General features: G+C 62.1%; 18 protein-coding genes and 1 pseudogene. 8 read left to right on the forward strand and 11 right to left on the reverse strand.

The genetic code is table 11. The features are described from left to right. Window positions 1-38: 38 nt before the first annotated feature. Both alaS and recA read right to left on the reverse strand, forming a co-directional pair. The gene (gene alaS, locus G5V57_RS30950; RefSeq protein ID WP_165172613.1) at window positions 39-2696 is read right to left on the reverse strand and encodes an alanine--tRNA ligase; all 2658 of its coding nucleotides are present in this window, start codon (window positions 2694-2696) and stop codon (window positions 39-41) included. A gap of 222 nt (window positions 2697-2918) precedes the next feature. Further along, a complete protein-coding gene (gene recA / locus G5V57_RS30955; RefSeq protein ID WP_165172614.1) occupies window positions 2919-3980 on the reverse strand; it encodes a recombinase RecA in 1062 nt (353 codons plus the stop codon). A gap of 499 nt (window positions 3981-4479) precedes the next feature. Between recA and G5V57_RS30960 the strand changes: the two genes are divergently transcribed. After that, window positions 4480-6012 (forward strand): aldehyde dehydrogenase family protein, encoded by a 1533-nt coding sequence (locus G5V57_RS30960; protein ID WP_165174341.1) that lies wholly within the window; start codon window positions 4480-4482, stop codon window positions 6010-6012. Window positions 6013-6090: 78 nt separating this feature from the next. Next, a complete protein-coding gene (locus tag G5V57_RS30965; RefSeq protein WP_165172615.1) occupies window positions 6091-7761 on the forward strand; it encodes a thiamine pyrophosphate-binding protein in 1671 nt (556 codons plus the stop codon). Window positions 7762-8305: 544 nt separating this feature from the next. Here the strand turns inward: G5V57_RS30965 and G5V57_RS30970 are convergent. From G5V57_RS30970 to G5V57_RS30985, 4 genes are all read right to left on the reverse strand, one after another. Further along, a complete protein-coding gene (locus G5V57_RS30970; RefSeq protein WP_165172616.1) occupies window positions 8306-8599 on the reverse strand; it encodes a hypothetical protein in 294 nt (97 codons plus the stop codon). Window positions 8600-9173: 574 nt separating this feature from the next. Continuing rightward, the gene (locus tag G5V57_RS30975) at window positions 9174-9845 is read right to left on the reverse strand and encodes a transposase (protein WP_165172617.1); all 672 of its coding nucleotides are present in this window, start codon (window positions 9843-9845) and stop codon (window positions 9174-9176) included. Between the two features lie 1545 nt (window positions 9846-11390). After that, window positions 11391-12071: a carboxymuconolactone decarboxylase family protein gene (locus G5V57_RS30980; RefSeq protein ID WP_246737431.1), complete on the reverse strand. Its 681-nt coding sequence runs from the start codon at window positions 12069-12071 to the stop codon at window positions 11391-11393. Window positions 12072-12622: 551 nt separating this feature from the next. After that, window positions 12623-13303 carry a MipA/OmpV family protein gene (locus tag G5V57_RS30985; protein WP_165172618.1) on the reverse strand — a complete coding sequence of 227 codons (681 nt, stop codon included), beginning with the start codon at window positions 13301-13303 and terminating at the stop codon, window positions 12623-12625. A gap of 293 nt (window positions 13304-13596) precedes the next feature. Between G5V57_RS30985 and G5V57_RS30990 the strand changes: the two genes are divergently transcribed. Both G5V57_RS30990 and G5V57_RS30995 read left to right on the forward strand, forming a co-directional pair. Next, window positions 13597-14340: a response regulator gene (locus tag G5V57_RS30990; protein ID WP_165172619.1), complete on the forward strand. Its 744-nt coding sequence runs from the start codon at window positions 13597-13599 to the stop codon at window positions 14338-14340. Then, window positions 14337-15749, forward strand: a complete 1413-nt coding sequence (locus tag G5V57_RS30995; protein ID WP_165172621.1) for a cell wall metabolism sensor histidine kinase WalK — start codon at window positions 14337-14339, stop codon at window positions 15747-15749. The genes G5V57_RS30990 and G5V57_RS30995 overlap by 4 nt, the downstream gene beginning before the upstream one ends. Before the next feature lie 13 nt (window positions 15750-15762). Here the strand turns inward: G5V57_RS30995 and G5V57_RS31000 are convergent, their stop codons facing one another. After that, on the reverse strand, window positions 15763-17109 hold the full coding sequence (locus tag G5V57_RS31000; RefSeq protein ID WP_165172623.1) for an amidase: 1347 nt from the start codon (window positions 17107-17109) through the stop codon (window positions 15763-15765). A 10-nt stretch (window positions 17110-17119) separates the two neighbouring features. Beyond that, complete coding sequence (gene cckA, locus G5V57_RS31005; RefSeq protein ID WP_206530126.1) at window positions 17120-19642, reverse strand: cell cycle histidine kinase CckA; 2523 nt, start codon at window positions 19640-19642, stop codon at window positions 17120-17122. A 164-nt stretch (window positions 19643-19806) separates the two neighbouring features. Here cckA and G5V57_RS31010 point away from each other — a divergent pair, with 164 nt between their 5' ends. Together G5V57_RS31010 and G5V57_RS31015 are read left to right on the forward strand one after the other, a co-directional pair. After that, window positions 19807-20283, forward strand: coding sequence for a flagellar biosynthetic protein FliO (locus tag G5V57_RS31010; protein ID WP_165172625.1), 477 nt, complete (start codon window positions 19807-19809; stop codon window positions 20281-20283). 127 nt (window positions 20284-20410) lie between these two features. Further along, window positions 20411-21444, forward strand: a pseudogene (locus G5V57_RS31015) (extracellular solute-binding protein). A gap of 59 nt (window positions 21445-21503) precedes the next feature. Here G5V57_RS31015 and G5V57_RS31020 read toward each other — a convergent pair. Continuing rightward, complete coding sequence (locus G5V57_RS31020; RefSeq protein ID WP_165172627.1) at window positions 21504-22151, reverse strand: TetR/AcrR family transcriptional regulator; 648 nt, start codon at window positions 22149-22151, stop codon at window positions 21504-21506. A 32-nt stretch (window positions 22152-22183) separates the two neighbouring features. Continuing rightward, complete coding sequence (gene dksA, locus G5V57_RS31025; RefSeq protein WP_165172638.1) at window positions 22184-22600, reverse strand: RNA polymerase-binding protein DksA; 417 nt, start codon at window positions 22598-22600, stop codon at window positions 22184-22186. A gap of 361 nt (window positions 22601-22961) precedes the next feature. On the opposite strand from dksA, the gene G5V57_RS31030 reads away from it, so the two are divergent. Next, window positions 22962-23807, forward strand: a complete 846-nt coding sequence (locus tag G5V57_RS31030; RefSeq protein WP_165172640.1) for a MoxR family ATPase — start codon at window positions 22962-22964, stop codon at window positions 23805-23807. A gap of 177 nt (window positions 23808-23984) precedes the next feature. After that, the gene (locus G5V57_RS31035) at window positions 23985-24584 is read left to right on the forward strand and encodes an ankyrin repeat domain-containing protein (RefSeq protein WP_246737432.1); all 600 of its coding nucleotides are present in this window, start codon (window positions 23985-23987) and stop codon (window positions 24582-24584) included. A 173-nt stretch (window positions 24585-24757) separates the two neighbouring features. Here the strand turns inward: G5V57_RS31035 and G5V57_RS31040 are convergent, their stop codons facing one another. Continuing rightward, entirely contained in the window at window positions 24758-25639 is an 882-nt protein-coding gene (locus tag G5V57_RS31040; RefSeq protein WP_165172644.1) for a LysR substrate-binding domain-containing protein, read from the reverse strand. Window positions 25640-25744: the final 105 nt, after the last annotated feature.

The raw sequence follows: 25744 nt of genomic DNA on the forward strand, positions 1-25744 counted from the left end.
TCGGGAGCGCGGCGGAAAGGACTATACATTCAAATGGATCAGGCCGCGACGGCGTCCTTGATGGCCTGCAATGCCGCTTCGGCCTTGGACGCATCGGGACCGCCGGCCTGCGCCATGTCCGGCCGTCCGCCGCCGCCCTTGCCGCCCAGCACTTCCGAGCCGATGCGCACGAGGTCGACCGCGTTGAAGCGCTTGATCAGATCCTCGGTGACGCCCACGATGATGCCCGCTCTGCCCTCGTCGTTGAGACCGACCAGAGCCACGACGCCCGACCCGAGCTTGGCCTTGCCGTCATCGACGAGGCCCTTCATGTCCTTCGGGTTAATACCCTTGATCACCCGCGCCATCAGCTTGACGCCGCCCGCTTCGGTGATGCCGTCATCGCCCTTGGCCGATCCGCCGCCGAGCGCCAGCTGTTTCTTGGCCTCGGCGAGCTCGCGCTCGAGCCGCTTGCGCTCATCGAGCAGCGCCTCGATGCGCGGCACGACATCGGCGGGCGTCACGCGCAGCACCGAGGCCGCCGCGTGGACGCGCTTATCCTGGGTGTCGAGATAGCGTTTGGCCGCTTCGCCGGCGAGCGCCTCGACACGGCGCACGCCCGCCGCAGAGGCGCTTTCCGAGACGACCTTGATGAGGCCGATATCGCCGGTGCGCACCGCATGCGTGCCGCCGCACAGTTCGAGCGAATAGATGCGCCGGTTGCCTTCGGGCCGCACACCCATCGACACGACACGCACCTCATCGCCATATTTCTCGCCGAACAGCGCCATGGCGCCTTCGGCAATCGCCTCATCGACGCTCATCAGCCGCGTCGTCACCGGATCGTTCTGCAGCACGATCGCATTCGCCATCGCCTCGACGGCGGCGATTTCTTCGGCGCTCAACGCCTTGTTGTGCGAGAAGTCGAAGCGCAGGCGATCGGGCTCGACGAGCGAGCCCTTCTGCGCCACATGCGAGCCGAGCGTCTCGCGCAGCGCCTCATGCAGGAGATGTGTCGCCGAATGATGCTGGCGGTTGCCGGAGCGGCGCACATGATCGACATCGAGCTCGACCGCATCGCCGGGCTTGAAGGCGCCCTTCTCGACCACGCCCTGATGGACCAGGAGATCGCCGACGCGCTTCTGCGTGTCGGTGACGCGGAACAGCGCGCCGCTGCCTGAGCGGATCACACCGTGATCGCCGGTCTGGCCGCCCGATTCACCATAGAACGGAGTCTGATTGAGGACGATCGCGCCCTTGGCTCCCGCCTTGAGCTCCGGCACTTCCTTGCCCTCGGTGACGACGGTCTGAACGACGCCTTCCGCCTGCTCGGTGTCATAGCCGAGGAATTCGCTCGCCCCGACGCGCTCGCGGATATCGAACCAGATCGTGTCGGTCTTGGCCTCGCCCGAGCCCTTCCAGGCCTGGCGCGCATCCTCGCGCTGCTTCTGCATCGCCTTGTCGAAAGCCTCGACATCGACAGCGATGCCGCGTGGCTTGAGCGCATCCTGCGTGAGATCGAGCGGGAAGCCGTAGGTGTCATAGAGCTTGAAGGCCGTTTCGCCAGAAAAGACGTGGCCCTTGCCGAGAGACGCCGACTCGTCATCGAGGATGCGCAGGCCCCGTTCCAGCGTCTTGCGGAAGCGCGTCTCCTCGAGCTTGAGCGTCTCCTCGATCAGCGCCTCGGCGCGCCCGAGTTCGGGATAGGCGCCGCCCATCTCGCGCACCAATGCGGGCACGAGCTTCCACATCAGCGGTTCCTTGACGCCCAGAAGCTCGGCATGGCGCATGGCGCGGCGCATGATGCGGCGCAGCACGTAGCCGCGGCCCTCATTGGAGGGCAGCACGCCGTCGGCGATGAGAAAGGACGACGCGCGCAAATGATCGGCGATCACCCGGTTCGACGCCTTGTATTTGTCGTCCGCCGGCACATTCGTTTCTTCCACGATCGTCGCGATCAGCGAGCGGAACAGGTCGGTCTCGTAATTGTCATGCGTACCCTGCAGCACCGCCGAGATACGCTCGAGCCCCATGCCGGTGTCGATCGAGGGTCTCGGCAGCGTGATGCGCTCATCCTTCGTCACCTGCTCGAACTGCATGAAGACGAGATTCCATATCTCGATGAAGCGGTCACCATCGGCATCTGCCGAGCCCGGAGGGCCGCCCGCGATCTTGTCGCCATGGTCGAAGAAGATTTCCGAGCACGGTCCGCACGGGCCGGTGTCGCCCATGGCCCAGAAATTGTCCGAGGTCGGGATGCGGATGATGCGGCTTTCGGGAAGGCCGGCGATCTTCTTCCAGAGATCGAAGGCGTCGTCGTCCTCCGAATAAACGGTGACGGTCAACCTGTCCTTGGGTAGGGCATAATCCTTGGTGACGAGCGTCCAGGCCCATTCGATGGCCTCCGGCTTGAAGTAATCGCCGAAGGAGAAATTGCCGAGCATCTCGAAGAAGGTGTGATGGCGCGCGGTATAGCCGACATTGTCGAGGTCGTTGTGCTTGCCGCCGGCACGCACGCATTTCTGCGCGGTGGTGGCGCGTCTGTAGGGGCGTTTCTCCGCCCCGGTGAACACGTTCTTGAACTGCACCATGCCCGAATTGGCGAACATCAATGTCGGATCGTTGCGCGGCACGAGTGGAGAGGAGGCCACGACCTCATGACCCTGCTTCCGGAAGAAGTCGAGGAAGGTGGAGCGGATCTGCGCGAGGCCGGTCATGAGATGGGTCCAAAGTTGAAATCGGGGTGCGCTGTTTTAAGGATTGCGCGTGGTGATGTCTATAAAGACATGGCCTCTCGGGCCGCATTTTGACGGGCCGATCACGCCGAAAAGGCGCCCTCCCGGGGCAAGGAGGACGCCATCGGTGTGAGGCTCACACCAGTAGCCGGCCTGGGGGATGTGAGGGGAGGCCGGAAATCTTGATTTGAAGGCGCCGTGAGCTCAGTCGGCGTCCTCAGCCGAGGTGTTGGTGATCTTGGCCGCGATCAGGCCGGCATTGGCCCGGATCGCCTGCTCGATGGCATTGGCCACGTCGGGATTCTGCTTGAGGAAGGTCTTGGCATTCTCACGCCCCTGCCCGATGCGCTCGCCATTATAGGAGTACCAGGAGCCGGACTTCTCGACGATGCCGGCGGTGACGCCGAGATCGACGAGTTCGCCGACCTTGGAGATGCCTTCGCCATACATGATGTCGAATTCGACCTGTTTGAAGGGCGGCGCCACCTTGTTCTTGACCACCTTGACGCGGGTCTGGTTGCCGACCACTTCCTCACGCTCCTTGATGGCGCCGATGCGGCGGATATCGAGGCGCACGGAAGCGTAGAATTTGAGCGCATTGCCGCCGGTGGTGGTTTCCGGCGAGCCGAACATGACGCCGATCTTCATGCGGATCTGGTTGATGAAGACGACCATGCAGTTCGATTTCGAGATCGAGGCGGTGAGCTTGCGCAGCGCCTGGCTCATCAGGCGGGCCTGAAGGCCCGGCAGAGAATCGCCCATTTCGCCCTCGAGTTCGGCGCGCGGCGTCAGGGCCGCGACCGAATCGACGACCAGCACGTCGATGGCGCCGGAACGCACCAGCGTGTCGGCGATTTCGAGCGCCTGCTCGCCAGTATCGGGCTGCGAAATCAGGAGATCGTCGACATTGACGCCGAGCTTGCGAGCATAGACCGGATCGAGCGCATGTTCGGCGTCGACGAAGGCGCAGATGCCGCCCTTCTTCTGGGCCTCGGCCACCGTCTGCAGCGCGAGCGTGGTCTTGCCCGATGATTCAGGCCCGTAGATTTCGATGACGCGGCCCTTGGGCAGGCCGCCGATGCCAAGCGCGATATCGAGGCCAAGCGAGCCCGTCGAGATCGCCGCGATATCGAGCGACTGGGTGGCGCCCAGCTTCATGATCGAACCCTTGCCGAAAGCGCGTTCGATCTGGCTCAACGCCGCATCCAGAGCCTTGCTCTTATCCATACCTGTATTCTCGACTACCTTAAGATTTGCCTGCCCCATCGTCGCGCTCCTTATTTCACAAGGGTTACGCCGGTGCAAATGAGTCTCGGTCAGCGGCGATGTCTTCACTATGTACTTTTTTTGTTCTCATGGCAAGCGGTAAGTTGAACCGCCCACGACATTAAATCATTGATTTTTATAGAGCAGCGTTGGGGGGGGACCGGAACTGAAAAAGAACAGAAGGGAACAAAACAGTGCTTCCTGACGAATTTAGTTCCAGAAATACTCCCGGCACGCGCCCAAAAAACATCTGGCGAACGCCGGTGGAGCCTCGCCATCGCAGTAAGAAACATAAAGCGAACAGAGAGACAGGGAGCCAAACAGGTGGTACCCGCCTCGCCGTGCACTTTTACGTGCAGTCCCGATTCGGAACCGAACAACCCTCGCGGGCGCCGCCCCACCTTATGACTTTTGCGCATGAGAGCATCCTGAGACCGCAGCGCACTTTCCGCTCCACCGCTCTTGCTCTAGAAGAAGCGCCGGTCACTTGGAGCGCATGATGAACAAGCCTGAAGCCCCGACTTCCCTCAGCCGCGATGTCGCGGCCTTCTTTGCCGAACTGGGTCTGCCTGCCGATAGCCTCACCGCCGGCAATACCGAAATCCACTCGCCGATTACGGGCGAAGTCATCGCCCGCGTCCGCTTCGCCGATGCGGCGGAAGCCAAGGCGGCGATCGGCCGTTCGGCGGAAGCCTTCCGCACATGGCGCCTCGTCCCTGCCCCGGTGCGCGGCGAGTTGATCCGCCAGCTCGGCAATGAGCTGCGCGCCGCCAAGGAAGGCCTGGGCCGCCTCGTCACCATCGAGACCGGCAAGATCCTGTCCGAGGGCTTGGGCGAAGTGCAGGAGATGATCGACATCTGCGATTTCGCCGTCGGCCTGTCGCGCCAGCTCTACGGCCTCACCATGGTGAGTGAGCGCGCCGATCACCGCCTCATGGAGCAGTGGCATCCGCTTGGCCCCACCGGCGTCATCACTGCCTTCAATTTCCCCGTCGCGGTCTGGTCCTGGAACGCGGCTCTCGCTTTGGTCTGTGGCAATCCGGTGATCTGGAAGCCGTCCGAGAAGACGCCGCTGACCGCCATGGCCACGGTGGCCCTGTTCCGCCGCGCCGCCGCGCGGATGGACAATGTCCCGGCCGATCTCGTTACCCTGCTCATTGGCGGGCGCGATGTCGGCGAAGCGCTGGTCGATGACCCGCGCGTGCCCCTGGTTTCGGCCACCGGCTCTACCGGCATGGGCCGCATCGTCGGCGAGCGCCTCGCCCGCCGCTTCGGCCGCGCCATTCTGGAGCTCGGCGGCAACAACGCCGCCATCCTCTGTCCGTCGGCCGATCTCGATCTCGCTCTGCGCGCCACGGCTTTCGCCGCCATCGGCACCGCCGGCCAGCGCTGCACGTCGCTGCGCCGCATCATCGTGCAGGCGAGCGTCTATGACAGTTTCGTGCCGCGCCTGAAGAAGGTCTATGAAACGGTGGCGATCGGCAATCCGATGCAGGCCTCCACCCTCGTCGGCCCGCTCATCGACAGGCGCAGCTACGATGCGATGCAGAAAGCGCTCGCGGCGGCTGCCGCCGCCGGCGGCAAAGTGCATGGCGGCAAGCGCGTGAAAGGCCCGGGCGGCGACGATGCCTATTATGTCGCCCCCGCACTGGTCGAGATGCCGGCCCAGACCGGCCCTGTCCTCGCCGAGACCTTCGCGCCCATTCTCTATGTGATGCGCTATGAGAATTTCGACGAGGCGCTGGCTCTCCATAATGGCGTGCCGCAGGGCCTGTCCTCGGCGATCTTCACCACGGATCTGCGTGAATCCGAGCGCTTCCTCTCGGCGTCGGGCTCCGATTGCGGCCTGGCGAATGTGAATATGGGCTCCTCCGGCGCCGAAATCGGCGGCGCCTTTGGCGGCGAGAAGGAAACCGGCGGCGGCCGCGAATCCGGCTCCGACGCCTGGAAGGCCTATATGCGGCGCGTCACCAGCGCCATCAATTTCGGCCATGCGCTGCCTCTGGCGCAGGGCGTGAAGTTTGATATCTAAAGCATCGGACCGAAAAGTGCGCAGCGGTTTTCGGATAAATCCGATGCGCAAATCAAAGAGATTGCCGGGGAAACTGACATGACGAAGAGAAGCGGCGGCCAGATCCTGGTCGACCAGTTGCTGGTTCAGGGCGTCGAACGGCTCGCCTGCGTGCCGGGCGAAAGCTATCTGGCCGTGCTCGATGCCTTGCACGACGCGAGCATCGACGTGCTGGTCTGCCGCAACGAGGGTGGTGCCGCGATGATGGCGGAAGCCTATGGCAAGCTCACCGGCAGGCCCGGCATCTGCTTCGTCACCCGCGGCCCCGGCGCCACCAATGCCAGTCACGGCATCCATATCGCCGCCCAGGATTCGACCCCGATGATCCTGTTCATCGGCCAGGTCGAGCGCGCCATGCGCGAGCGCGAGGCCTTCCAGGAAGTCGACTACAAGGCTTTCTTCGGCTCGATGGCGAAATGGGTGGTGGAAGTGGACAGCGCCGCCCGCCTGCCGGAGCTGGTGGCGCGCGCCTTCCGCGTCGCCTGCCAGGGCCGCCCGGGCCCGGTCGTCATCGCCCTTCCGGAAGACGTGCTGGTCGAGATGGCGGACGTCGCCGACGCCCCCAAGGTGATACCGGCAGAATCCGCGCCGGCGCCGCAGGACATGAGCCGCTTTGCCAACTTGCTGCGCGACGCGAAGAAGCCGCTCTTCATCCTCGGCGGCTCGCGCTGGAGTGCCGAGGCGCAGAAATCGCTCATCGGCTTTGCAGAGAAGTTCGGCGTCGGCATCACCACCTCCTTCCGCCGCGCCCATCTTTTCCCGTCCGATCATCCCAATTATGTCGGCGATGTCGGCATCGGGCCGAACCCCAGGCTGGCGGCGCGCGTCAAGGAGGCCGATCTCCTGGTGCTCCTGGGCGCCCGCATGTCGGAAATGCCGTCCTCCTCCTACTCGCTCATCGACATCCCCAATCCGCGCCAGACCCTCGTCCATATTCATCCGGGGGCGGAGGAGCTGGGCCGCGTCTATCAGCCCGCCCTCGCCATCCAGGCCTCGCCCAACGCGTTCTGCGCGGCGCTGGCCGATCTGGCGCAACCCAATGACCGCCCATGGGCGGAAGCCACGCGTCAGGCCCACCAGGACTTCCTCGACTGGACCGACAAGCCGGCGAAGCTTCCCGGCAAATTCCAGTATGGCGAGGCGATGAAGTGGCTGCGCGAGCGCCTGCCCGCTGAGGCGATCATCACCAACGGCGCCGGCAATTACGCCATCTGGGTGCATCGCTACTACCGCTTCCGCAAGCTCGGCACGCAAGTGGCGCCGACCTCGGGCTCGATGGGTTATGGCGTGCCCGCCGCCGTGATGGCGAAGCGCCAGTGCCCCGACAGCCCCGTCGTCGCTTTCGCCGGCGACGGCTGCTTCATGATGAACGGCCAGGAATTCGCCACCGCCGTGCAATATGGCATTCCGCTCATCGTGATCGTGCTCGACAACTCGATGTACGGCACCATCCGCATGCATCAGGAACGCGAATATCCGGGCCGCGTCTCGGCCACCGTGTTGAAGAACCCCGACTTCGCCGCTTATGCCAAGGCCTTCGGCGGCCATGGCGAGCGGGTCGAGACGACGGAAGACTTCGCGCCGGCCTTCGAGCGTGCCGTCCAGTCGGGCAAGCCTGCGATCCTGCACTGCATCGTCGATCCCGAGGCGATCACCCCTGCCCGCACGCTGAGCCAGATCCGCGAGGAAGCGGTCAAGGCGGGGAAGTAGCCATTCTCGTGTTGAGAGTGGCCGCTTGCCCATTCGTTATGGCCGCCCGTGAGGCGGCCATTCAGCGCTAATTTACGTGACGACATGTCGATCCTTCGTATATCGGGTTCCACCTGCGCTGGGTTGAACTATCGAAGGGCTTGCCGCCCCCGGAGCGACGCGCCGCACAAATCTGATCCATCTCGAGAGTCCTGAGACATCTGCGCCGCGGCTCCTGGGTCGAGCCATAGACCGCGCTTACGGTGGGGGGCGGCAACCTGCTTGCCTTCAAGTGCCGCAGACCCGCGTGCCGCGCCATGGCTTCGTGAGTTTCGGTGACAGGAGTTTCGGTGACAGTGCATTCAATAGTTCGAGTTTCGGTGACAGTGCATTCAATAGTTCGGCGCACCGAACCGGCGTAGTTGAATGCACTGTCACCGAATTGCCACCGAATTGCCCCTTGTGGGCAGAGGTTAGAAGGCCCGCGCTCTCATGCTGACCAGCCCACGCTCAATAAGCAGCAACTGTCAGGTGACCACCGCTATTGTAAATCTGCACCGAGTATCTAAGCTGGCCAAGCGGTCGTTATCAGCACCGCTTTCTCCATTTCCGCAGAGTCGGCTTTCAGTACCGCGAACAAAGGCACGTCTTCATCGTAGAAACGAAGTCTGACCAAAGAGATTCTTCCTCTTGTGCCGGGAACGAACTCAACAAATATCGAGTTTTTGTCGAAAGTTCTGTTCAATACATGAGAAGTGCCGATAGTACTGACTTCCAATTCCATTGTTGTTGCAGTTGGAAACGGAACTATGATCGCCCTTTGAGCATGTTTATCGAGTAATGGGCGCTTGCCGCTCAAAGCCAATTCAAAGACGTGCGGCCCATCACAGAACGTGAGTTTCGGTGACAGTGCATTCAATAGTTCGGCGCACCGAACCGGCGTAGTTGAATGCACTGTCACCGAATTGCCACCGAATTGCCCCTTGTGGGCAGAGGTTAGAAGGCCCGCGCTCTCATGCTGACCAGCCCACGCTCAATAAGCAGCAACTGTCAGGTGACCGCCGCTATTGTAAATCTGCACCGAGTATCTAAGCTGGCCAAGCGGTCGTTATCAGCACCGCTTTCTCCATTTCCGCAGAGTCGGCTTTCAGTACCGCGAACAAAGGCACGTCTTCATCGTAGAAACGAAGTCTGACCAAAGAGATTCTTCCTCTTGGAGGTTTCGGTGACAGTGCATTCAATAGTTCGGCGAGCCGAAACGGCGTAGTTGAATGCACTGTCACCGAAATACGCGAAACGGCGTAGTTGAATGCACTGTCACCGAAATACGAAATACCGAAACACCAATCGCCATTTAGCGAAACAAAGGATTTCGGTGACAGTGCACTTAATCGCCTGGATTTCGGTGACATGGGATTTCGGTGACAGTGCACTTAATCGCCAGTGCGCTGCTTCGACTTTGGCCCACGTTTGCCAGGCATGAGATCTCGCCCTGTCCTACGCTCGATCCGCCGGAGGAAGGCTGGATCGCCCAGGGGCCGCCCGATTGTCTCAGCGGTCCTAAGCCTGATCATGGCGTCCGCATCCGCTTCCCGCTTCAGCATTTCACCCATATCGGGAAATCGCTCCAGCACCGGCCGCGTCTGCGTGAGTCCGTCCGCGGCGCATCTTAAATAGGCGCGCGCACTCGACCACCGCCAGTCTTGCGCCCGCCCCGCAAGCCGCGCCCTGACCGGATTGAGCATCACATAGACGAGCGCCGCCGCAAGATGGTCCTCGTCCATCACGGCGCAGCCGAAGCGGCCCTGCCAGAAATGGCCGCTGCGTTTGCGTCTGGAGTGGATGACTCCGGCGTGGCGCCGATGAACAGGCGCCAGCGCACGCCGCAAGCCGTCCTCATCGGAGGGCGCCAGGATCAGATGAACATGGTTGGGCATCAGCACCCATGCCCAGCAGGCGACGCAAGCGGCTTTCAGGCTTTCGGCCAGGAAATCGCGATAGAGCGCGTAATCCGCATCGCCGAAGAAGGTTTGCTGGCGGCCATTGCCGCGCTGAGTCACATGGTGCGGCAAACCGGGGACGACGACACGGGCGAGGCGGGCCATGGATCGCAGACTAAACTCGGTAATGCACACCGGTCAATTGAAGCGTACTGCATCAAAACTACAACACGCCAATTAAATGCACTGTCACCGAAATACGAAAACTACAACACATCAATTAAATGCACTGTCACCGAAATACGGTCAATTGAAGCGTACTGCATCAAAACTACAACACGCCAATTAAATGCACTGTCACCGAAATACAAAGCCCCTCTTTCTCATTCGTCGTGGAGTTTCAATGACAATGCATTCAATATGGAGTTTCGGTGACAGGGAGTTTCGGTGACAGTGCATTCAATAGTTCGGGAGTTTCGGAGTTTCGGTGACAGGTTTCGGTGACAGTGCATTCAATAGTTCGGCGAGCCGAAACGGCGTAGTTGAATGCACTGTCACCGAAATACGAAATACCGAAATACCAATCGCCATTTAGCGAAACAATGCCCCTCTTTCTCATTCGTCGACTAACTTGACAGCAGCGGGAAATGCCGCGACGGTAGGCATTATTGCACAATCAACACAACCATCGGTAATTAGGGAGAGAGCAGTGGAACAACTAAGCATTTGGCATTGGCTTCTTGTTTTTATAGTCGTCGCAGTCATAGTTGTTCCATTCTGGAAGATCCTCCCTCGCGCTGGCATCCCGGCGCCGTTTGCCATTCTCGTGCTCATCCCCTTTGTAGCACTCCTCTTTCTGTGGATCCTGGCTTTCAAACGTTGGCCGGGGGACGCATAGAAAGGCGTAAAGTCCGCCACATGTCGCGGACATTGGTCACGGTTTCGGTGACAGTGCACTTAATAGATGTCCGGAGTTTCGGTCTCGGCCGCGCCGATACGGCGTAATTGGCAATTGAATGCACTGTCACCGAAATCTCCAATTGAATGCACTGTCACCGAAATCCCCCAGGAGATGATCCGGTCCCCGCGCCGCTAGACTGTCTCCTTCGCGTGATGAAGATCCTCGCCTACAGTCGTGCTAGCTTCAACCTTCCACTTTACTCAAACAAGATGCGCCGTTCCTGACGGCTCAGCGGCGACCAAAGCTTCGCACCCGCACCGTCACCCCGCCGAGGGTGACCCGTCTTGTTCACCTACCGCCAGGCCTTCTCGGCCAGTTCCTGCAAGTTCGTGACGCTCGTGCCATCCGGCGCGTCGACGACCGCCTCGACCGCGCGTTCAACTTACTCAGGTTTTTTCTTGGTCCGGGTCGCTTTTTGAGCGGGCTTCTTGGACTGGGGGCGGCCTTTGACGCATGACGCTCGATCAGAATAAAACTTGTATGTATCTCGGCATTGATCTGAGCACCACATCACTGAAGAATAGCAGCTCCACACACCAAGGTGGGAGGTGCAGCCACAAATCCTGGCACTTGCAGGGTGGACCACCAAAATCAATGTTGCGCCAATCAGTCCGGCGATGATGAAAGCGCTCTTCATTGGCGCACCTTAGCGTTTCAACCCTCGCAGGATCAGCGCGATTGCATGGCGCAGCTTGGGCAATGTCTGCCCGGGTTTCCAAATCTCTTTGCGGATCGCTTCTAGCGCCGCCTCAAGAGGCATCGCCAACGCGCGCCACTGCAATCGAGATTAGCATGTCTCGCTCAAGGCGTGTAGTCCAGTCCACCCCATCACCGTAATCCCTCGTCAATACCGCCGCCCCACCGTCATCGCGGCGCGGGAATTCCTCGTCGCTGTCGAAGAACACCGCTTCGGGCCCCGCCCCCGTCGCATCGAAGAAACGCGCCACGAAGCAGCGGAACGCCGCGCACAGCGCGATGTCGCAGATCTGCTGGTCGCTGAAGCCCGTCTGGCGCAACCGGTCGATGTCGGCCTGGCCGATGTCGGAAGCGTTGCGCGCGACCTTGCGGGCATAGGCCAGCATCTCGACGTCCTTGGGCGAGAGGCCGGCGGAGCGGAAGTCGCGCTGCGCCGCCAGCACATTCTCCTTCGAACCCAAATCGTCGATCAGGAGCTTGCTGTAGACATAGGAGCAGTAGGTGGACGGCACTTCCTTGGCGGCGATGAGCGTGATGAGCCGCCATTCCCGCATGCCGAGCGAGAAGCCGCCCCGCACCTTGTCGATGAAGGCGGTATAGATCGGCAGCAGGTCCGGCCGTGCCGTGAAGCACTTCGAGGCTTCCATCACGAAGCCGTTCTGCGCCTTCTGCTTTTCATAGATCTCGGCGACCTGGCCGGTCGCCTCCTCTTCCGCGATGGTCTTCAGGAACATCTCTTCCTCCTGTGCTGGCGAGGTAAGATTTCTTTCGACACGCTTTCGCGTCGCACGGCAAATAGGAATTTTCTTCGCTTCAGGCGGCAGTTGCTTTCGCTTTATACCACCCCGCCTTGCCAGGACAGCAATAGAACACGGGATGATTCACCACGGGATGTTTCATCCCGGGTTGTTTCACCCAAGAACGCAAAAAGCGGCAATCCTGCGATTGCCGCTCTTGCGTCACGAGTAGTACCGCTCCCCGGCGCAGGTCATCACCTGTCGCCGCTGTAGTGTCGCCCCCGGATCCCACCTGTGCGCAGATTGAAACACTGCCCCAAACAAATATGATTCGCAAGGGTCAAGTTAAAATTTAGACAGGTTGGCGCAAGCTAGTGTCCCGAATCCGAAGTTCGCCACAGCCAGCAGGACCTTCCGAGCGAACTTCGGATTCGGAAGGACACTAGAAAACCTAATGATTCTAGTGTGCTTTTGAACGCGAAGTTCCTGTCGGTGCAGCCGCCTGATATCACGAACTTCGCGTTTCAGCACGCTAGTCTGAAATGGCCTTACCGGAAGCGGTAGGTGAGGAACATTCCGGTGAAGAACTGGTCGGCCGAGCCCTTGTCCTCGACGATCGGGCTGTCGGCGGCATCACCCACCAGACGCGTATACTGGACGAGCCCGGAAACGCCGACCGCCTCGCTGATCATGTAATTGAGCCCGAGCGCGATGCCGACATCCTTGAAACCGGAGTCGGCCGCGTAACGACTATGCCCGCTCTTCGCCGATTGCGTGCGCGAAACGCCGAAATAACTGTCCATATAGGTGCTGTCCGCCCAACTGGCCGAGGCCTCGACGCTCGAACTCAGCGTTTCCGAAAGCGGTACCGCCACCCCGGTCGCCATCTCGGCCACCATGCCCTCATGGCCACCGCCGACATCCTGGGTCACGGTCAGCGCCGCCGACCAGATGCCGAGCTCGTATTTGAGGAAGCCGCCAAGCTCGATCGCGCCATCGATATCGCCCAGCCCGTCCAGCGCGTTGTTGTCGTCCTCATCGCGTCCGCCGCCATAGCGCGCGAGCGGCCCAGCTGCCAGTCCGTCATAGTTCAACAGATTCAGGCCAACAGATGTGCCTTCGATGAAGACGAAATTGTCATACACGATGGAGGCGAAGGGAAAAGGCTGAAATTCATAATCGTCCGAGCCTTCGTAATCGGGCCCATAGCCGGCGCCTCCGCCGATCACGACGCTCCATTTGCTCGGATTTGACGCGGTGTCAGCCCCCTCCGCGGCCCGAACATTTGTGGCGCCCGTTACAATTCCCGCCGCGCTTGCCATGATTATGAGCCAATTTATGGTAACAGCTGGAGCCAGGGATTTCTTGCAGGCGATGCGGGAAGGCATGGACGCTCCTTGTGAACAACGGTAGCGCCTGTCTAGCGGGCAATCCTGACGAGAGAGTTTCGAGCGGGTTTCGTTATGTTGCAGAACATTACCAAGCGGGCGTCGCGCCGCGCTCTCATGAGCTGGTGCGCGCCATGATAAAGCAGACCAAGCCTCACATTCTGATTGTCGATGACGATCAGCAGATTCGCACCATGCTGGCGCGCTTCCTCGGCGAACACGGCATGCGGGTGACCCAGGCGTCGGACGGCGAACACATGTTCAGGACCATGGAAGCCGGCCGCTTCGACGTCATCGTGCTCGATGTGATGATGCCGGGCGAGGACGGCTTCACTTTGTGCCGAAAACTTCGCAACACCAGCGCCATGCCCCTCATCCTGCTGACCGCGCGCAACAGCGAGACCGACCGCATCGTCGGCCTCGAGCTCGGCGCCGACGACTATGTGACGAAGCCGTTCAATCCGCGCGAGCTCTTGGCCCGCATCCGCGCTTTGCTGCGCCGCGCCAACGGCCAGCCACTGGCCACGCAGCGTCTCGCCAGCGCCGTCTATCAGTTTGCCGGCTGGACGCTCGACACCAGCCGCCGCTCGCTTCTCTCGCCGCAGGGCGCGCTTACCGAGCTGACCACCGGCGAGTTCGATCTCCTGGTCGCCTTTGTCGAACACCCGCAGCGCGTCCTCAACCGCGACCAGTTGCTCGATCTGGCGCGCGGCCGCGTCAGCCTCGCCTTCGACCGCAGCATCGATGTCCAGGTGAGCCGGCTGCGCCGCAAGATCGAGGGCGATCCGAATGCACCGACCCTCATCAAGACGGTGCGCAATGGCGGCTATTTCTTCACCGCGGCCGTCACCGCCGCCGGCGCCCCCGTGACGCCATGAAGCTGCCCCTCTGGTCCAGGCTCAGGCTGGCGCCCAGGCTTGCGATCCTCATCGTCGCCACGACGGTCGCGGTGCAGAGCCTCGAGACCCTGCTCTTCTATGTGTTTCCGCCGCCCGGCTATCTGATTGTCGACCAGGCCTGGCTGGCTGAGGCCAGCCGGGATGCCAGGAATATCGCCGAGGCGGTGCCCGCGGGCGACCGCTTCGCCGCCCTCACCGGCTCGGGACTGACCCGGTGGCTGACATTCGACCTGACGGGCGTTGCGCCCGATTATGCGCAGGACGACCCGACGCGGCTCGAGCGCGAGGTGAAGAGCGCGCTGGTGGGCAAGCTCGGCCTTCCAGCCGCTGACATCCTCGTCAAGACCGAGGACTTCAAGGAGCAGGCGGTCAAAACCAATGTCGCGGTCATCACCGAAATCCCGACCGCCATGGACACCGAGACTCTCATCTCGCGCGACAGCCTCGTCGTCGCGGATCTGCGCATCGGACTGCGTCTTCGCGACGGCAGCTGGCTCCTGATCGGCCCGAACGAAACCGGCGTTTCGTCCCTGCATTATTTGCGCAACATATTGGGTCTCGTCGGCACGCTCTTCTTCGTCGCCGCCTTTTCGATCTGGATGGCGCGCAGTATCGTCAAGCCTGTCACCCAGCTCGCCGCCGCGGCGGAGCGGCTCGGCCGCGAGCGCGAGATGACTCCGATCAGCGGCATGAAGCTGCCGGAATATGCGGCGATCGCCGGCACCTTCAACGAGATGCAGGCGCGCCTCAAGAAATTCGTCGACGAGCGCATGCAGATGCTTGCCGCCATCTCGCACGACCTGCGCACGCCCCTGACCAGGCTCAGGCTTTATGCCGAATGCGTGAAGGACAAGGCCCAGCGCACCCAGATCCTCTCCGACATTTCCGACATGGAGACGATGGTTTCAACCTCGCTCGCCTTCATGAGCGACGACATCCACCGCGAGCCCCACAGCGTCGTCGATGTCGCGAGCCTTCTCATCAGCATATCCGATAATTTCAGCGATGACGGACACAAGGTGGCCTATGAGGGGCCCGATCACGCGCAACTATCCTGTCGCCCGGTGGCACTGAAACGGGCATTCACCAACCTCATCGACAATGGCTGCAAATATGGCGGAGAAGTCAAGCTGTCGCTCACCGACACGACGGCCTCCCTCATCATCGACGTCCGCGACAACGGGCCCGGCATACCGGCCGACCAGGCCGAGCGCGCTTTCGCCCCCTTCCAACGGCTCGAAGCCTCGCGCAATCGCCAGACCGGCGGTACGGGCCTGGGGCTGACCATCGCGCGCGATGTGATCCTCGGCCATGGCGGCGATATCAGGCTGATCAACGACGCCCAAGGCTTCGTCGTGCGCGTCGAGTTGCCGAGACCGCGGGAGTAACGGCGGCCTGGTGCTATCCCCGCCCCGCCAGCACCTTCTCCACCGCGCGCGCCGCGGCGAAGATCTGCTGGTCCTGACCATGCGGCGCCATCAGCATGAAGCCGGTCGGCGCCTCGCCCTCCCGGTGCATCGGCAGAGAGATGCCGCAGCAGTCGAGGAAGTTGCCGGTGAAGGTGTTGCGCAAGGACAGGAAATTGAGGCGCAGATACTCCTCGTCGCGCTCGAGCGCCGAGATCGGCGGCGCCACATTGCAGGTGGTCGGCATCACCAGCGCGTCGAAGCCGGTCATCGCCCGGTTGAACCGGCCGATGAGCTGCCGCCGCATGGTGAGGATCTCGACATAATCGGGCGCCGAGATCTGCGCGCCCGATTCGATGCGCCGGCGCACCCGCTGATCGTAGCCCGCCCCCACTTCGGCGATCTGGGCGCGGTGATGCAGGATGGCCTCGACGGCGGATATGCCGCCCTTGGCGTTGAGCGCCGGCAGTTGCGCCAGTTCATCCAGCGTCACTTCCTCGATCAGGATGCCGGCCCTGCGCAGATCGGCCACCGCGCGCGCGAAGTCGGCCGTGACCGTCTCGTCGATCGTGTCGGCGAAATAGCTGCGCGGCAAAGCGAAACGCAATTCATGCCTGGGCGTCGCGATATGACCGTCCCAATCACCGGCAAGGGCCGCATCGGCGAGCGCACAGCAGTCGACCGTGCGCGCCAAGGGCCCGATGCTGTCGAGCGTCTTAGACAAGGGATAGGCGCCGTCTGTCGGGATACGCCCGGTCGAGGGCTTGTAGCCGACGACGCCGTTATAGGAAGCGGGAATGCGGCACGACCCACCGGTATCCGTGCCGATGGCGAGCGGCACCATGCCGTCGGCGACGGCGACGCCCGCCCCCGAGGACGAGCCGCCCGGAATGCGCCCGGTCTTGCGGTCATAGGGTGAGCGCGGCGTGCCGTAATGCGGGTTGAGGCCGACGCCCGAATAGGCGAACTCTGTCATGTTGTTGCGCCCGACGGCGATGAAGCCCTGCGCCTTGAGGCGGGAGATCGCGGGAGCGTCCGCCTTCGCCTGCGGGGCATTGTTGAGCACCGCCGAGCCCGCCCGCGTCACCTGTCCTTTGAGGTCGAACAGGTCCTTGACGCCGATCGGAATGCCGGCGAAGGGCGGCACCGGCCGGCCTGCCTTGCGCTGCCGGTCATAGAATTGCGCCTGCTCGAGCGCCGCGGCGCCATCGACGCTGAGAAAGGCCCGGGCGCCTTCGCCGGAAGGATCCTGAATGCGCGCCAGCGCGGTTTCGACCAGCGCCTGCGCCGTTACGGCTCCGATGTCGAGATCCTGCGCCAAAGCGCGCAATGGCTTGAACATGTGAAAAACCCTAGCTCCCCATCACCGTCTTGACCGCTTCGGCAAGCTGCTTAAGCGAGAAAGGCTTGGGCAGGAAAGCGAAATCTTCCTCGCCTTCGAGGTTCTTCTCGAAGGCATCCTCGGCATAGCCCGATATGAAGATGATCTTGATCATGACGCCGCGCTTGCGCAATTCCTTGAGCAGCGTCGGCCCGTCCATCTCAGGCATCACCACGTCGGAGATGACGAGACTGATCTCACCGCCCTTCTCGGCGACGATGGCCAGCGCCTCCTCGCCCGATGCGGCCTCGAGCACCGTATAGCCGCGTGAGGCGAGTGCCCGCGAGGCGAAGGCGCGCACCGCATCCTCGTCCTCGACCAGGAGCACCGTGCCCTTGCCGGTATGGTCGGCCCGCTTGGCCTCGGGCTTCTCCTCGCGCGTCTCTTCGACGGCGGCGGCCAGCGGATAATGGCGCGGCAGATAGATGCGGAAGACGGTGCCCTTGCCCACCACGCTGTCGCAGAAGATGAAACCGCCCGTCTGCTTGATGATGCCATAGACGGTCGAGAGCCCAAGCCCGGTGCCCTTGCCGACATCCTTGGTGGAGAAGAACGGCTCCCAGATCTTGTCGACGATTTCCTTGGGGATCCCGGTGCCGGTGTCTTGAACCTCGCATACCACATAGTCGCCCGGCGGCAGCGCCAGACCGCCTGTTTGCAGCGCGCTGACCGCCGCATTCGACGTGCGCACCGTCAGCGTGCCGCCATTGGGCATCGCATCGCGCGCATTGACGGCGAGATTGATGATCACCTGCTCGAACTGGTTCACGTCGACCTTGACCATGCCGAGATCGCGCCCGTGCACCACCTTGAGCTCGACCTTCTCGCCCAATAGCCGGCCGAGCAGATTGCCGAGATCGGCGATCACGTCGGTGAGGGAGAGTACATCAGGACGCAAGGTCTGGCGCCGCGAGAAGGCCAGCAGCTGGCGCACCAGATTGGCGGCGCGGTTGGCATTCTGCTTGATGTTCATGATGTCCGCGAAGGCCGGATCGGTCGGCCGGTGCTTGGCGAGCAGCAGATCCGAGAAGCCGATGATGGCGGTGAGCACGTTGTTGAAGTCGTGCGCGACGCCGCCGGCGAGCTGGCCGATCGCCTGCATCTTCTGGCCCTGCGCCACCTGCACTTCGAGCGACTTGTTCTCCGTCATATCGAGCGCGAAGACGAGGAAGCTCGCCTCCGCCTCGCTGTGGCTCGCGATCATGAACTGCACGGAGCGCGGCGGATCGCTGATCACCGATACGTCCACATGGGTGGATTTGGGCCCCACCCCGCCGACGGCCGAGAGCGCCTCCTTCACCAGGCCGATTTGCGCCGGCGCCACCAGGCTCTCGAGCGCGGCACCGCGCTTGGCCTCGGGCGAGAGCGCCAGAAAGGCGAGATTGGCGTTGCGGATGATGCCGCGGCTGTCGAGCTCGGCGATGCCGATGGGAGCAGTATTGAAGAAGCGTGACAGCCGCGCGTCGGACAGCTGGCTGGCGCCCGCTTCCGCTCCCTTGGGCGGCTGCGGCAGGACCAGGCTGCGCGACGGCTGCAGCCTTCCGTCCTGGTCATGACCGGTGCGGTGGATGATACGCGCCGGGACGCTCCTCCCGTCGCGCGCGATAAGGTCAATGTCAAAGGCTTCCGTGAGCGTCGCCTGGCCCGAGGGCGCGATGCGGGTCAGGAGCTTCTCGCCGGCTTCCGACACGACATCCTTGAGGGTCAAGGCACCGCCGGTCGTCGCTTCGAGATCGAGCCCAAGCCACTCGGCCAGCGTGGCGTTGATATAGGCTATGCGGCCTTCCGCATCGGCCGAGAAGAAGCCGGCCGGCGCCTGATCGAGATAGTTGATGATATACTGGAGATGCGTGAAAGCCGCTTCCTGCTTGGCGCGGTCGGCGCTGATATCCTGATGACGCCACAGCGCGTGGCCGGGGCTGCCCGGCGCCTCGATGGGCGCGACGCTGATCCTGATCCAGACCGGCCGGTCGGGCTTGGCGCCTGGGGCGGAGGAACCGGCATTCAGGCGGATCTCCTCGCTGGCCGCCCGCTTTTCCCGTACCGATTGCGACAGGCGGTAGATATTCTGGGCAAGGTCGGGATAGCCGGCATAGAGATTCTCGATGCCGACGAGGCGGGTAAGGCCCGCCGCCGAGACGAACTTCAGATAGGCGGCATTGCCATAAACGGCGCGGCCACGTTGATCGGTAACGACGCACGCATCGCCCAGCGCGTCTACCAAGCCATTGAAAAAGGCCTGGTTGCGGTCGGAGGGGCCGATATGGACGATGCCGGCGAGATAGCCGAAGAGCACCACGAGCCCGAGAAAGGCCAAGACGGCGCCCGCGACCAGCAGCCAGGCCGGCACGCTTGCCCTCAGTTTCCAGGCGATAGCGGCGCAGGCCACGGCCAGGAGGATGGCCAGGAACAACGACAAAAGCGGCCAGCCCTTGCGGGTGGCGCCCATTGGCCCGGCCTTGACCTCCGTCTGCTTGCTTCCGGCGTCAGTCATCGTCGCCGCAACTTCCCCATCCCGCGAATCGTCTCAGTATAGGCGATTTGAATCATTCGGGAATCCGAAGCCGCAGGCCTTAAGTACAGGGCGAATATTCGCTGGCCCCTGCCCCCATCATTCATGATAGGATACCGCCACGGCGTTTCTAGCAGGAGGCGTAAATGGAATTCTGGACGGCATATTGGAGCTATATCGTGGGGGCTCTGATCGTGCTTGCGGTACTCGTGCTGCTGTTCGTCGTCATCCGCGCTTTGGGCGGTCGCGTGCGCGGCGGCAAAGGCGCCAGACTTGGCATCAGCGAGTATTATGAGATCGATAAGGACCGTCGCCTCGTTCTTGTGCGCCGCGACGATGTTGAGCATCTCGTGCTCATTGGCGGCGCCCAGGAAGTGGTGATCGAGTCCGGGATTCCCCTGGCCTTCGACCGCGACTACGACGAGGGCTTCGCCCGCCCGCCGCTGCGCGCCGATGCCGGTCGCAGCGCGCCGCGGGCCCCGGTCGAGGACCCGGTCACAATGCGTGCCGCGCCGCGTCCGCCGGTCTTCGGCGAAAAGCGTCCGGTGCTGCGCACCGTCGAGCGCGGTGACCCGCAATTGCGCAATCCGGACCGTGACTACGGCCCCGACGACCGGGTCTAACCCGTCGGGCCAAGATACGCGTGCAGCGGCTGTCGGGCGCAAGAGGCCCGACGGCCTTATTATTTATGAGTGAATGGGGGTAAGTTTCAAAACAAGAGCCCGTAAGGGCTGACATGGAGGAAGCATCATGAAGTGGATTTCGAGGGCCTGCGTCTTCGGCCTCGGGCTGATGGCGTCGTGGAGTTCGGCCTTGGCCGATGGCGAGCTCAATATCTACAATTGGGGCGACTACACCAATCCCGAACTCATCAAGAAGTTCGAACAGACCTACAACGTCAAGGTCACGGTCACCGACTATGATTCGAACGATACCGCGCTCGCCAAGATTCGCGTCGGCGGGCACGGCTTTGACATTGTGGTGCCCTCTGCGCAGTTCATTCCGATCTGGATCAAGGAGGGGCTGCTGCTTGAAACCCGCCCCGACCAGATGCCGAATTTCAAGAACATGGACCCGCGCTGGGTCGATGTCTATTTCGATCCCGGTCGCCACTACACCGTGCCGTGGCAATGGGGGACGACCGGCGTCCTCGTCAACACCAAGTATTACAAGGGCGATCCCAATACCTCGGCGATATTCATGGATCCGCCCGAGGAACTCCGGGGCAAGGTCAATGTCGTGCCCGAGATGATGGATGTCATGCATCTGGCGGTGGTTATGTCGGCGGCGAGCCCTGCACCAGCGACAAGGAGATCCTCAAGAAGGTCCGCGACAAGCTGATCGCGGCCAAGCCCTATTGGATTTCGATGGATTATGCCAATGCCGAGAAATACGCGAAGGAAGACATAGCGGCCGGCGTCAACTGGAACGGCTGGTCATTCCGCGCGCGCCTGCAGAATGACAAGCTGGTCTATGGCTATCCGAAGGAAGGCTATCCGATCTGGATGGACAATGTCTCGGTGCTCAAGGACGCGAAGAATCCCGAAAACGCCAAGCTCTTCCAGAATTTCATCATGGCGCCCGAGAATGCCGCGATGATTTCGGCCTTCGCGCGCTATGGCAATGGCATCAAGGGATCGGAAGCCTATATGCCGGCCGACATGATCGGCGCCCCGGAAGTCGACATACCGGCCAAATTCGCGAGCGGCGGCACTTTCATGCACACCTGCCCGCCCGAGATCCAGAAGCTTTATACGGCGATCTGGACTGACGTTACGAAGTGAGGCAAGAAAAATAAGGGTCTGGGATTATTGAGCCTATGGCGGCACTTGCCGCCCTCTGCTCATGAAACGGGTGAGCTATCGGCGCGCGCGGGCGCCGGATCAACCGTCCGCGCCGGCACGGCGATGCCGCCATCCTTGAGCAGCGCCTCGACGGCGCTGCAGGCGAGCCGGCCCGCCTCCTCGGACGAAATGGCCGATGACGTGATGAGGCCGGTCATGCCGTGAGTGAGCGCCCAGATCTTGATGGTGAGCTCGCGCACCTGATGTTCCCTGGCACCCAGGCGGCGCACCGCGTCCTCGAGCACGGCGAAGGCCCGCTCACCCGCTTCCGTCACCGAAGCGCCGACCGCCGGCAGGCCGGAAGAGAACATCGCCTGATAGAAACCAGGCTCCTCCAGCGCGAAAGTATAATAGGCCGACCCCATGCGCGCGAGCGCCTCATAGGGCGATGAGACGCCCTCGGTGGCGGCGAGCAGCCTCTCGCGGAACAGCTTGAAGCCCTCCTCGGCGGTCGCCTCGATGAGGGCATGGCGGTCCCGAAAATGGCGGTAGGGGGCGCTGGGGCTGACGCCTGCGGTGCGCGAGGCCTCGTTGAGGGTGAAGCCCTGCGGCCCATGTTCGGCGATGAGCCGGCGTGCCGCCGCGATCAGCGCCTCCTTGAGGTTTCCGTGATGATAGCCGTGTCGGGCGAATTGCCTGCAGCTCATACCGGGCAAACTACGCGGATCGCCGCCCGCAATCAATCATCGCGATAGACCCGCTCGCGCCGCTCATGGCGTTCTTGCGCCTCGATCGACAAGGTGGCGATAGGGCGGGCGTCGAGCCGGCGCAGGCTGATCGGTTCGCCGGTTTCCTCGCAATATCCATAGGTGCCGTCTTCGATGCGCTTCAGCGCCGCGTCGATCTTGGAGATGAGCTTGCGCTGACGGTCGCGGGTCCTGAGTTCCAGGGAGCGATCGGTCTCGGTCGAGGCCCGGTCGGCCAGATCCGGGAGGATATTATTGTCATCCTGCAGATGCGCCAGCGTCTCGCGGCTTTCCTTCAGGATATCCTCTTTCCAGTTGAGCAGCTTGACCCGAAAGTATTCCCGCTGCCGTTCGTTCATGAACGGTTCGTCTTCTCTTGGTTTGTAGTCTTCTTCGACTTCAACCGCCATCTCCGGCCTCACAAGATCGACTGCATTGCTTGGTGCGGCGGGCTTATAGCGATCCGGGCCTGCTTCGACAATAGCCAAAGAGGGGCTGATCACACGCCAATTCCCACCGTTCCATCACCATGATTCGGAACGCTTTTTCCCAATTCGGGCCATTTGCCCGAATATTGTGACACCCTTGCAAAGACCGTGCCTTTGCAGATGCGGGAGCGAGGCGTCAGCGCGGGATGCGAAAAAGTGGGCACCGGTTTTTCGCGAGAATCCCGCGCTAACATATAAAAATCGATCACGTTTATGAGTTTGGATTGACTCAATCCAAACTCATCGTGATCTATGACCTTCCGCGGCGGATAAAGGGAGTTCCATGCGCTTCGAAGGCACCAAGGACTATGTCGCGACCGGCGATCTGACCATGGCGGTGAACGCGGCGATCGTCCTGGAGCGCCCCCTCCTCGTCAAGGGCGAGCCCGGCACCGGCAAGACGGTGCTGGCCCGGGAAGTCGCCAAAGCGCTGCAGATCCCCCTCATCGAATGGCACATCAAGTCGACGACCAAGGCGCAGCAGGGGCTCTATGAATATGACGCGGTGGGTCGCCTGCGCGATTCGCAGCTGGGCGACGAGCGCGTCCATGACATCCACAACTACATCAAGCGCGGGAAACTCTGGGATGCCTTCACCCACCAGCCGCGACCGGTGCTTCTCATCGACGAGATCGACAAGGCCGATATCGAATTCCCCAACGATCTCCTCCAGGAGCTCGATCGCATGGAATTCTTCGTCTACGAGACGGGCGAGACTATTCTCGCCCAGCAACGCCCTATCGTCATCATCACATCGAACAACGAGAAGGAATTGCCTGACGCCTTCCTGCGTCGCTGCTTCTTTCACTACATCAAATTCCCCGAGCGCGAGACGATGCAGGCCATTGTCGATGTGCATTTCCCCGGCCTCAAGGGCAAGCTCGTCCATGAGGCGCTCAACATCTTCTACGACATCCGCGACGTACCCGGCCTCAAGAAGAAGCCGTCGACCTCCGAGCTGCTCGACTGGATCAAGCTTCTCCTCAATGAGGATGTGACGCCTGAGACCCTGCGCGAGCGCGACCCGCGCAAGTTGATCCCGCCTCTCCATGGCGCGCTTCTGAAGAACGAGCAGGACGTGTCGCTGTTCGAGAAGCTGGCCTTCATGGCGAGACGCGAGGGAAGATGAACTCGGAAACTGACTATCAGATCACAATCACTTGACCGGGCCTACGCAGATATCGTTTATCGCCACAATCTTGCTCACAGTGCCGGCGCGAAGGAGCAAGATCCCATGCGCGTATTCCGAGCCGTCACGCGGCTTTTTACCCTGCTGATATTCGCAACAACAATGACGGCTATATCAATGGCATCCGAACCCGAACTCCACCAGGCCGCCGCCAAAAACGACGTGGCGCGCATCGAGGCCCTTCTCAAAGCGGGGGCGCGCGTCGATGCCCGCGACCAGGCCGAGCGCACCGCCCTTCTCGCCGCCACCCATGCCAATGCGATCGATGCCACGCGCGCGCTCATCGCCGCCGGCGCCGATGTGAACGCCAAGGACAATATCCAGGATTCGCCCTATCTCTATGCCTCGGCCGCCGGCCAAATCGAGATCCTGCGCATGACCCTCAAGGCGGGCGCCGACCTCAAGAGCGTCAACCGCTTCGGCGGCACCGGCCTCATCCCCGCCGCCGAACGCGGCCACATCGAGGTCATCCGTGAGCTGATCAAGGCGGGTGTCGCCATCGATCATGTCAACCGCCTCGGCTGGACGGCGCTGCTCGAGGCCATCATCCTCTCGGATGGGGGACCTACGCATGTCGAGATCGTCAAGCTCCTCATCGAGGCCGGCGCCGATGTGAATCTCGCCGACAAGGACGGCGTCACGCCGCTCAAGCATGCCGAGAAGATGGGTTATCGCGACATCGCAAAGCTCCTCGCGGCCGCGGGTGCGAAGAGTTAGCGCGTGGTGAGCTTAGAAGGAATCGCCTTTCTCAAAGCACCCTCATGCTGAGGTGCGCTCCCGGCTTTGCCGGGAGAGCCTCGAAGCATCCATCAGGATGAAGCGACCCTTCGAGGGCCGCTTCGCGGCCACCTCAGGGTGAGGGTGATAGGCCGAACTAAACGCATCACGCTCTAATCCTTCGCTGTCGCTTCGAGCCATTTCCGGAACGCTTGCACCCGCGGCTTGTTCCAGCGCACTGCAGGACCATAGACGTAATAGTCCTCGGAGGCGCGGCGCAGCGCCATATCGGGAAGCGGACAGACGAGCTCGCCGCTCGCCATCTCATGGCCGAGCAAGGTGAGCTCGCCCATGGCGACGCCCTGCCCCATTACCGCAGCCTGGATCGCCATATCGAGGACCGGGAAGGTCTCGCCGCTCATCGCATCGACATCGCCCACCGAAAACTCCTCCAGCCAGATCTTCCAGTCGCGGCGGTCAGGCGTGGTGTGGAGCAGATTGAAGCCTGCGAGATCGCCGGGTGCGCCGATGCTGCGGCCCTTGAGCAGGCGCGGCGAACACACCGGCGTCATCGTGGCGGGTACGACGAACATCGCCTCGAAGCCCTCGGGACAATCCGGGCCGCAGCCGAAGACGAGATCATAGCCGCCGCCGATCGCCTCCGGCCATTCATAGAGGCCGGTCGTGATATTGACCGTGATTCCGGGATGGCTGGCCCGGAAGCGATCGAGTCTCGGGATCAGCCAGCGGATGGAGAAGCTCGGCTGGCTCAGGAGCCTGAGCTTCGGGGCCTCGGCCGCGACATCGGCGAAGCCCTGGGCGATTGACTTGAAGGCACGCGTCAGGGTCGGGAGCAATTTGCGGCCATGCTCGGTGAGCTCGACCTGGCGCGGCCGGCGGATGAAGAGCGGCAGGCCGAGCTCCTCCTCGAGCAGCTTGACATGGCGGCTGACCGCGCCCTCGGTGACGTGGAGCTCAGCGGCGGCGCGCGCGAAGCTCTGGTGACGCGCCGCCGCCTCGAAGGCGCGCAAGGCATTGAGGGATGGCAGGCGCATGATGGTAAGCCTTAGTTTTCCTGGGCCTTACCCCCAGATAGCTTGCTTTGAATTCACTTTAAAGCGGAACTATCTGGAGGTGGTGAAAGACTCGCGGAAACAGGA

Source organism: Nordella sp. HKS 07 (assembly GCF_011046735.1).
In the GTDB taxonomy this organism is placed as follows: domain Bacteria; phylum Pseudomonadota; class Alphaproteobacteria; order Rhizobiales; family Aestuariivirgaceae; genus Taklimakanibacter.

What these genes read in the sequence shown, in the direction of transcription:
- alaS (WP_165172613.1), bottom strand. Translation starts at nt 2,696, where the DNA reads ATGACCGGCCTCGCGCAGATCCGCTCCACCTTCCTCGACTTCTTCCGG.
- recA (WP_165172614.1), bottom strand. Translation starts at nt 3,980, where the DNA reads ATGGGGCAGGCAAATCTTAAGGTAGTCGAGAATACAGGTATGGATAAG.
- G5V57_RS30960 (WP_165174341.1), top strand. Translation starts at nt 4,480, where the DNA reads ATGAACAAGCCTGAAGCCCCGACTTCCCTCAGCCGCGATGTCGCGGCC.
- G5V57_RS30965 (WP_165172615.1), top strand. Translation starts at nt 6,091, where the DNA reads ATGACGAAGAGAAGCGGCGGCCAGATCCTGGTCGACCAGTTGCTGGTT.
- G5V57_RS30975 (WP_165172617.1), bottom strand. Translation starts at nt 9,845, where the DNA reads ATGGCCCGCCTCGCCCGTGTCGTCGTCCCCGGTTTGCCGCACCATGTG.
- G5V57_RS30980 (WP_246737431.1), bottom strand. Translation starts at nt 12,071, where the DNA reads ATGTTCCTGAAGACCATCGCGGAAGAGGAGGCGACCGGCCAGGTCGCC.
- G5V57_RS30990 (WP_165172619.1), top strand. Translation starts at nt 13,597, where the DNA reads ATGATAAAGCAGACCAAGCCTCACATTCTGATTGTCGATGACGATCAG.
- G5V57_RS30995 (WP_165172621.1), top strand. Translation starts at nt 14,337, where the DNA reads ATGAAGCTGCCCCTCTGGTCCAGGCTCAGGCTGGCGCCCAGGCTTGCG.
- G5V57_RS31000 (WP_165172623.1), bottom strand. Translation starts at nt 17,109, where the DNA reads ATGTTCAAGCCATTGCGCGCTTTGGCGCAGGATCTCGACATCGGAGCC.
- cckA (WP_206530126.1), bottom strand. Translation starts at nt 19,642, where the DNA reads ATGACTGACGCCGGAAGCAAGCAGACGGAGGTCAAGGCCGGGCCAATG.
- G5V57_RS31010 (WP_165172625.1), top strand. Translation starts at nt 19,807, where the DNA reads ATGGAATTCTGGACGGCATATTGGAGCTATATCGTGGGGGCTCTGATC.
- G5V57_RS31020 (WP_165172627.1), bottom strand. Translation starts at nt 22,151, where the DNA reads ATGAGCTGCAGGCAATTCGCCCGACACGGCTATCATCACGGAAACCTC.
- dksA (WP_165172638.1), bottom strand. Translation starts at nt 22,600, where the DNA reads ATGGCGGTTGAAGTCGAAGAAGACTACAAACCAAGAGAAGACGAACCG.
- G5V57_RS31030 (WP_165172640.1), top strand. Translation starts at nt 22,962, where the DNA reads ATGCGCTTCGAAGGCACCAAGGACTATGTCGCGACCGGCGATCTGACC.
- G5V57_RS31035 (WP_246737432.1), top strand. Translation starts at nt 23,985, where the DNA reads ATGGCATCCGAACCCGAACTCCACCAGGCCGCCGCCAAAAACGACGTG.
- G5V57_RS31040 (WP_165172644.1), bottom strand. Translation starts at nt 25,639, where the DNA reads ATGCGCCTGCCATCCCTCAATGCCTTGCGCGCCTTCGAGGCGGCGGCG.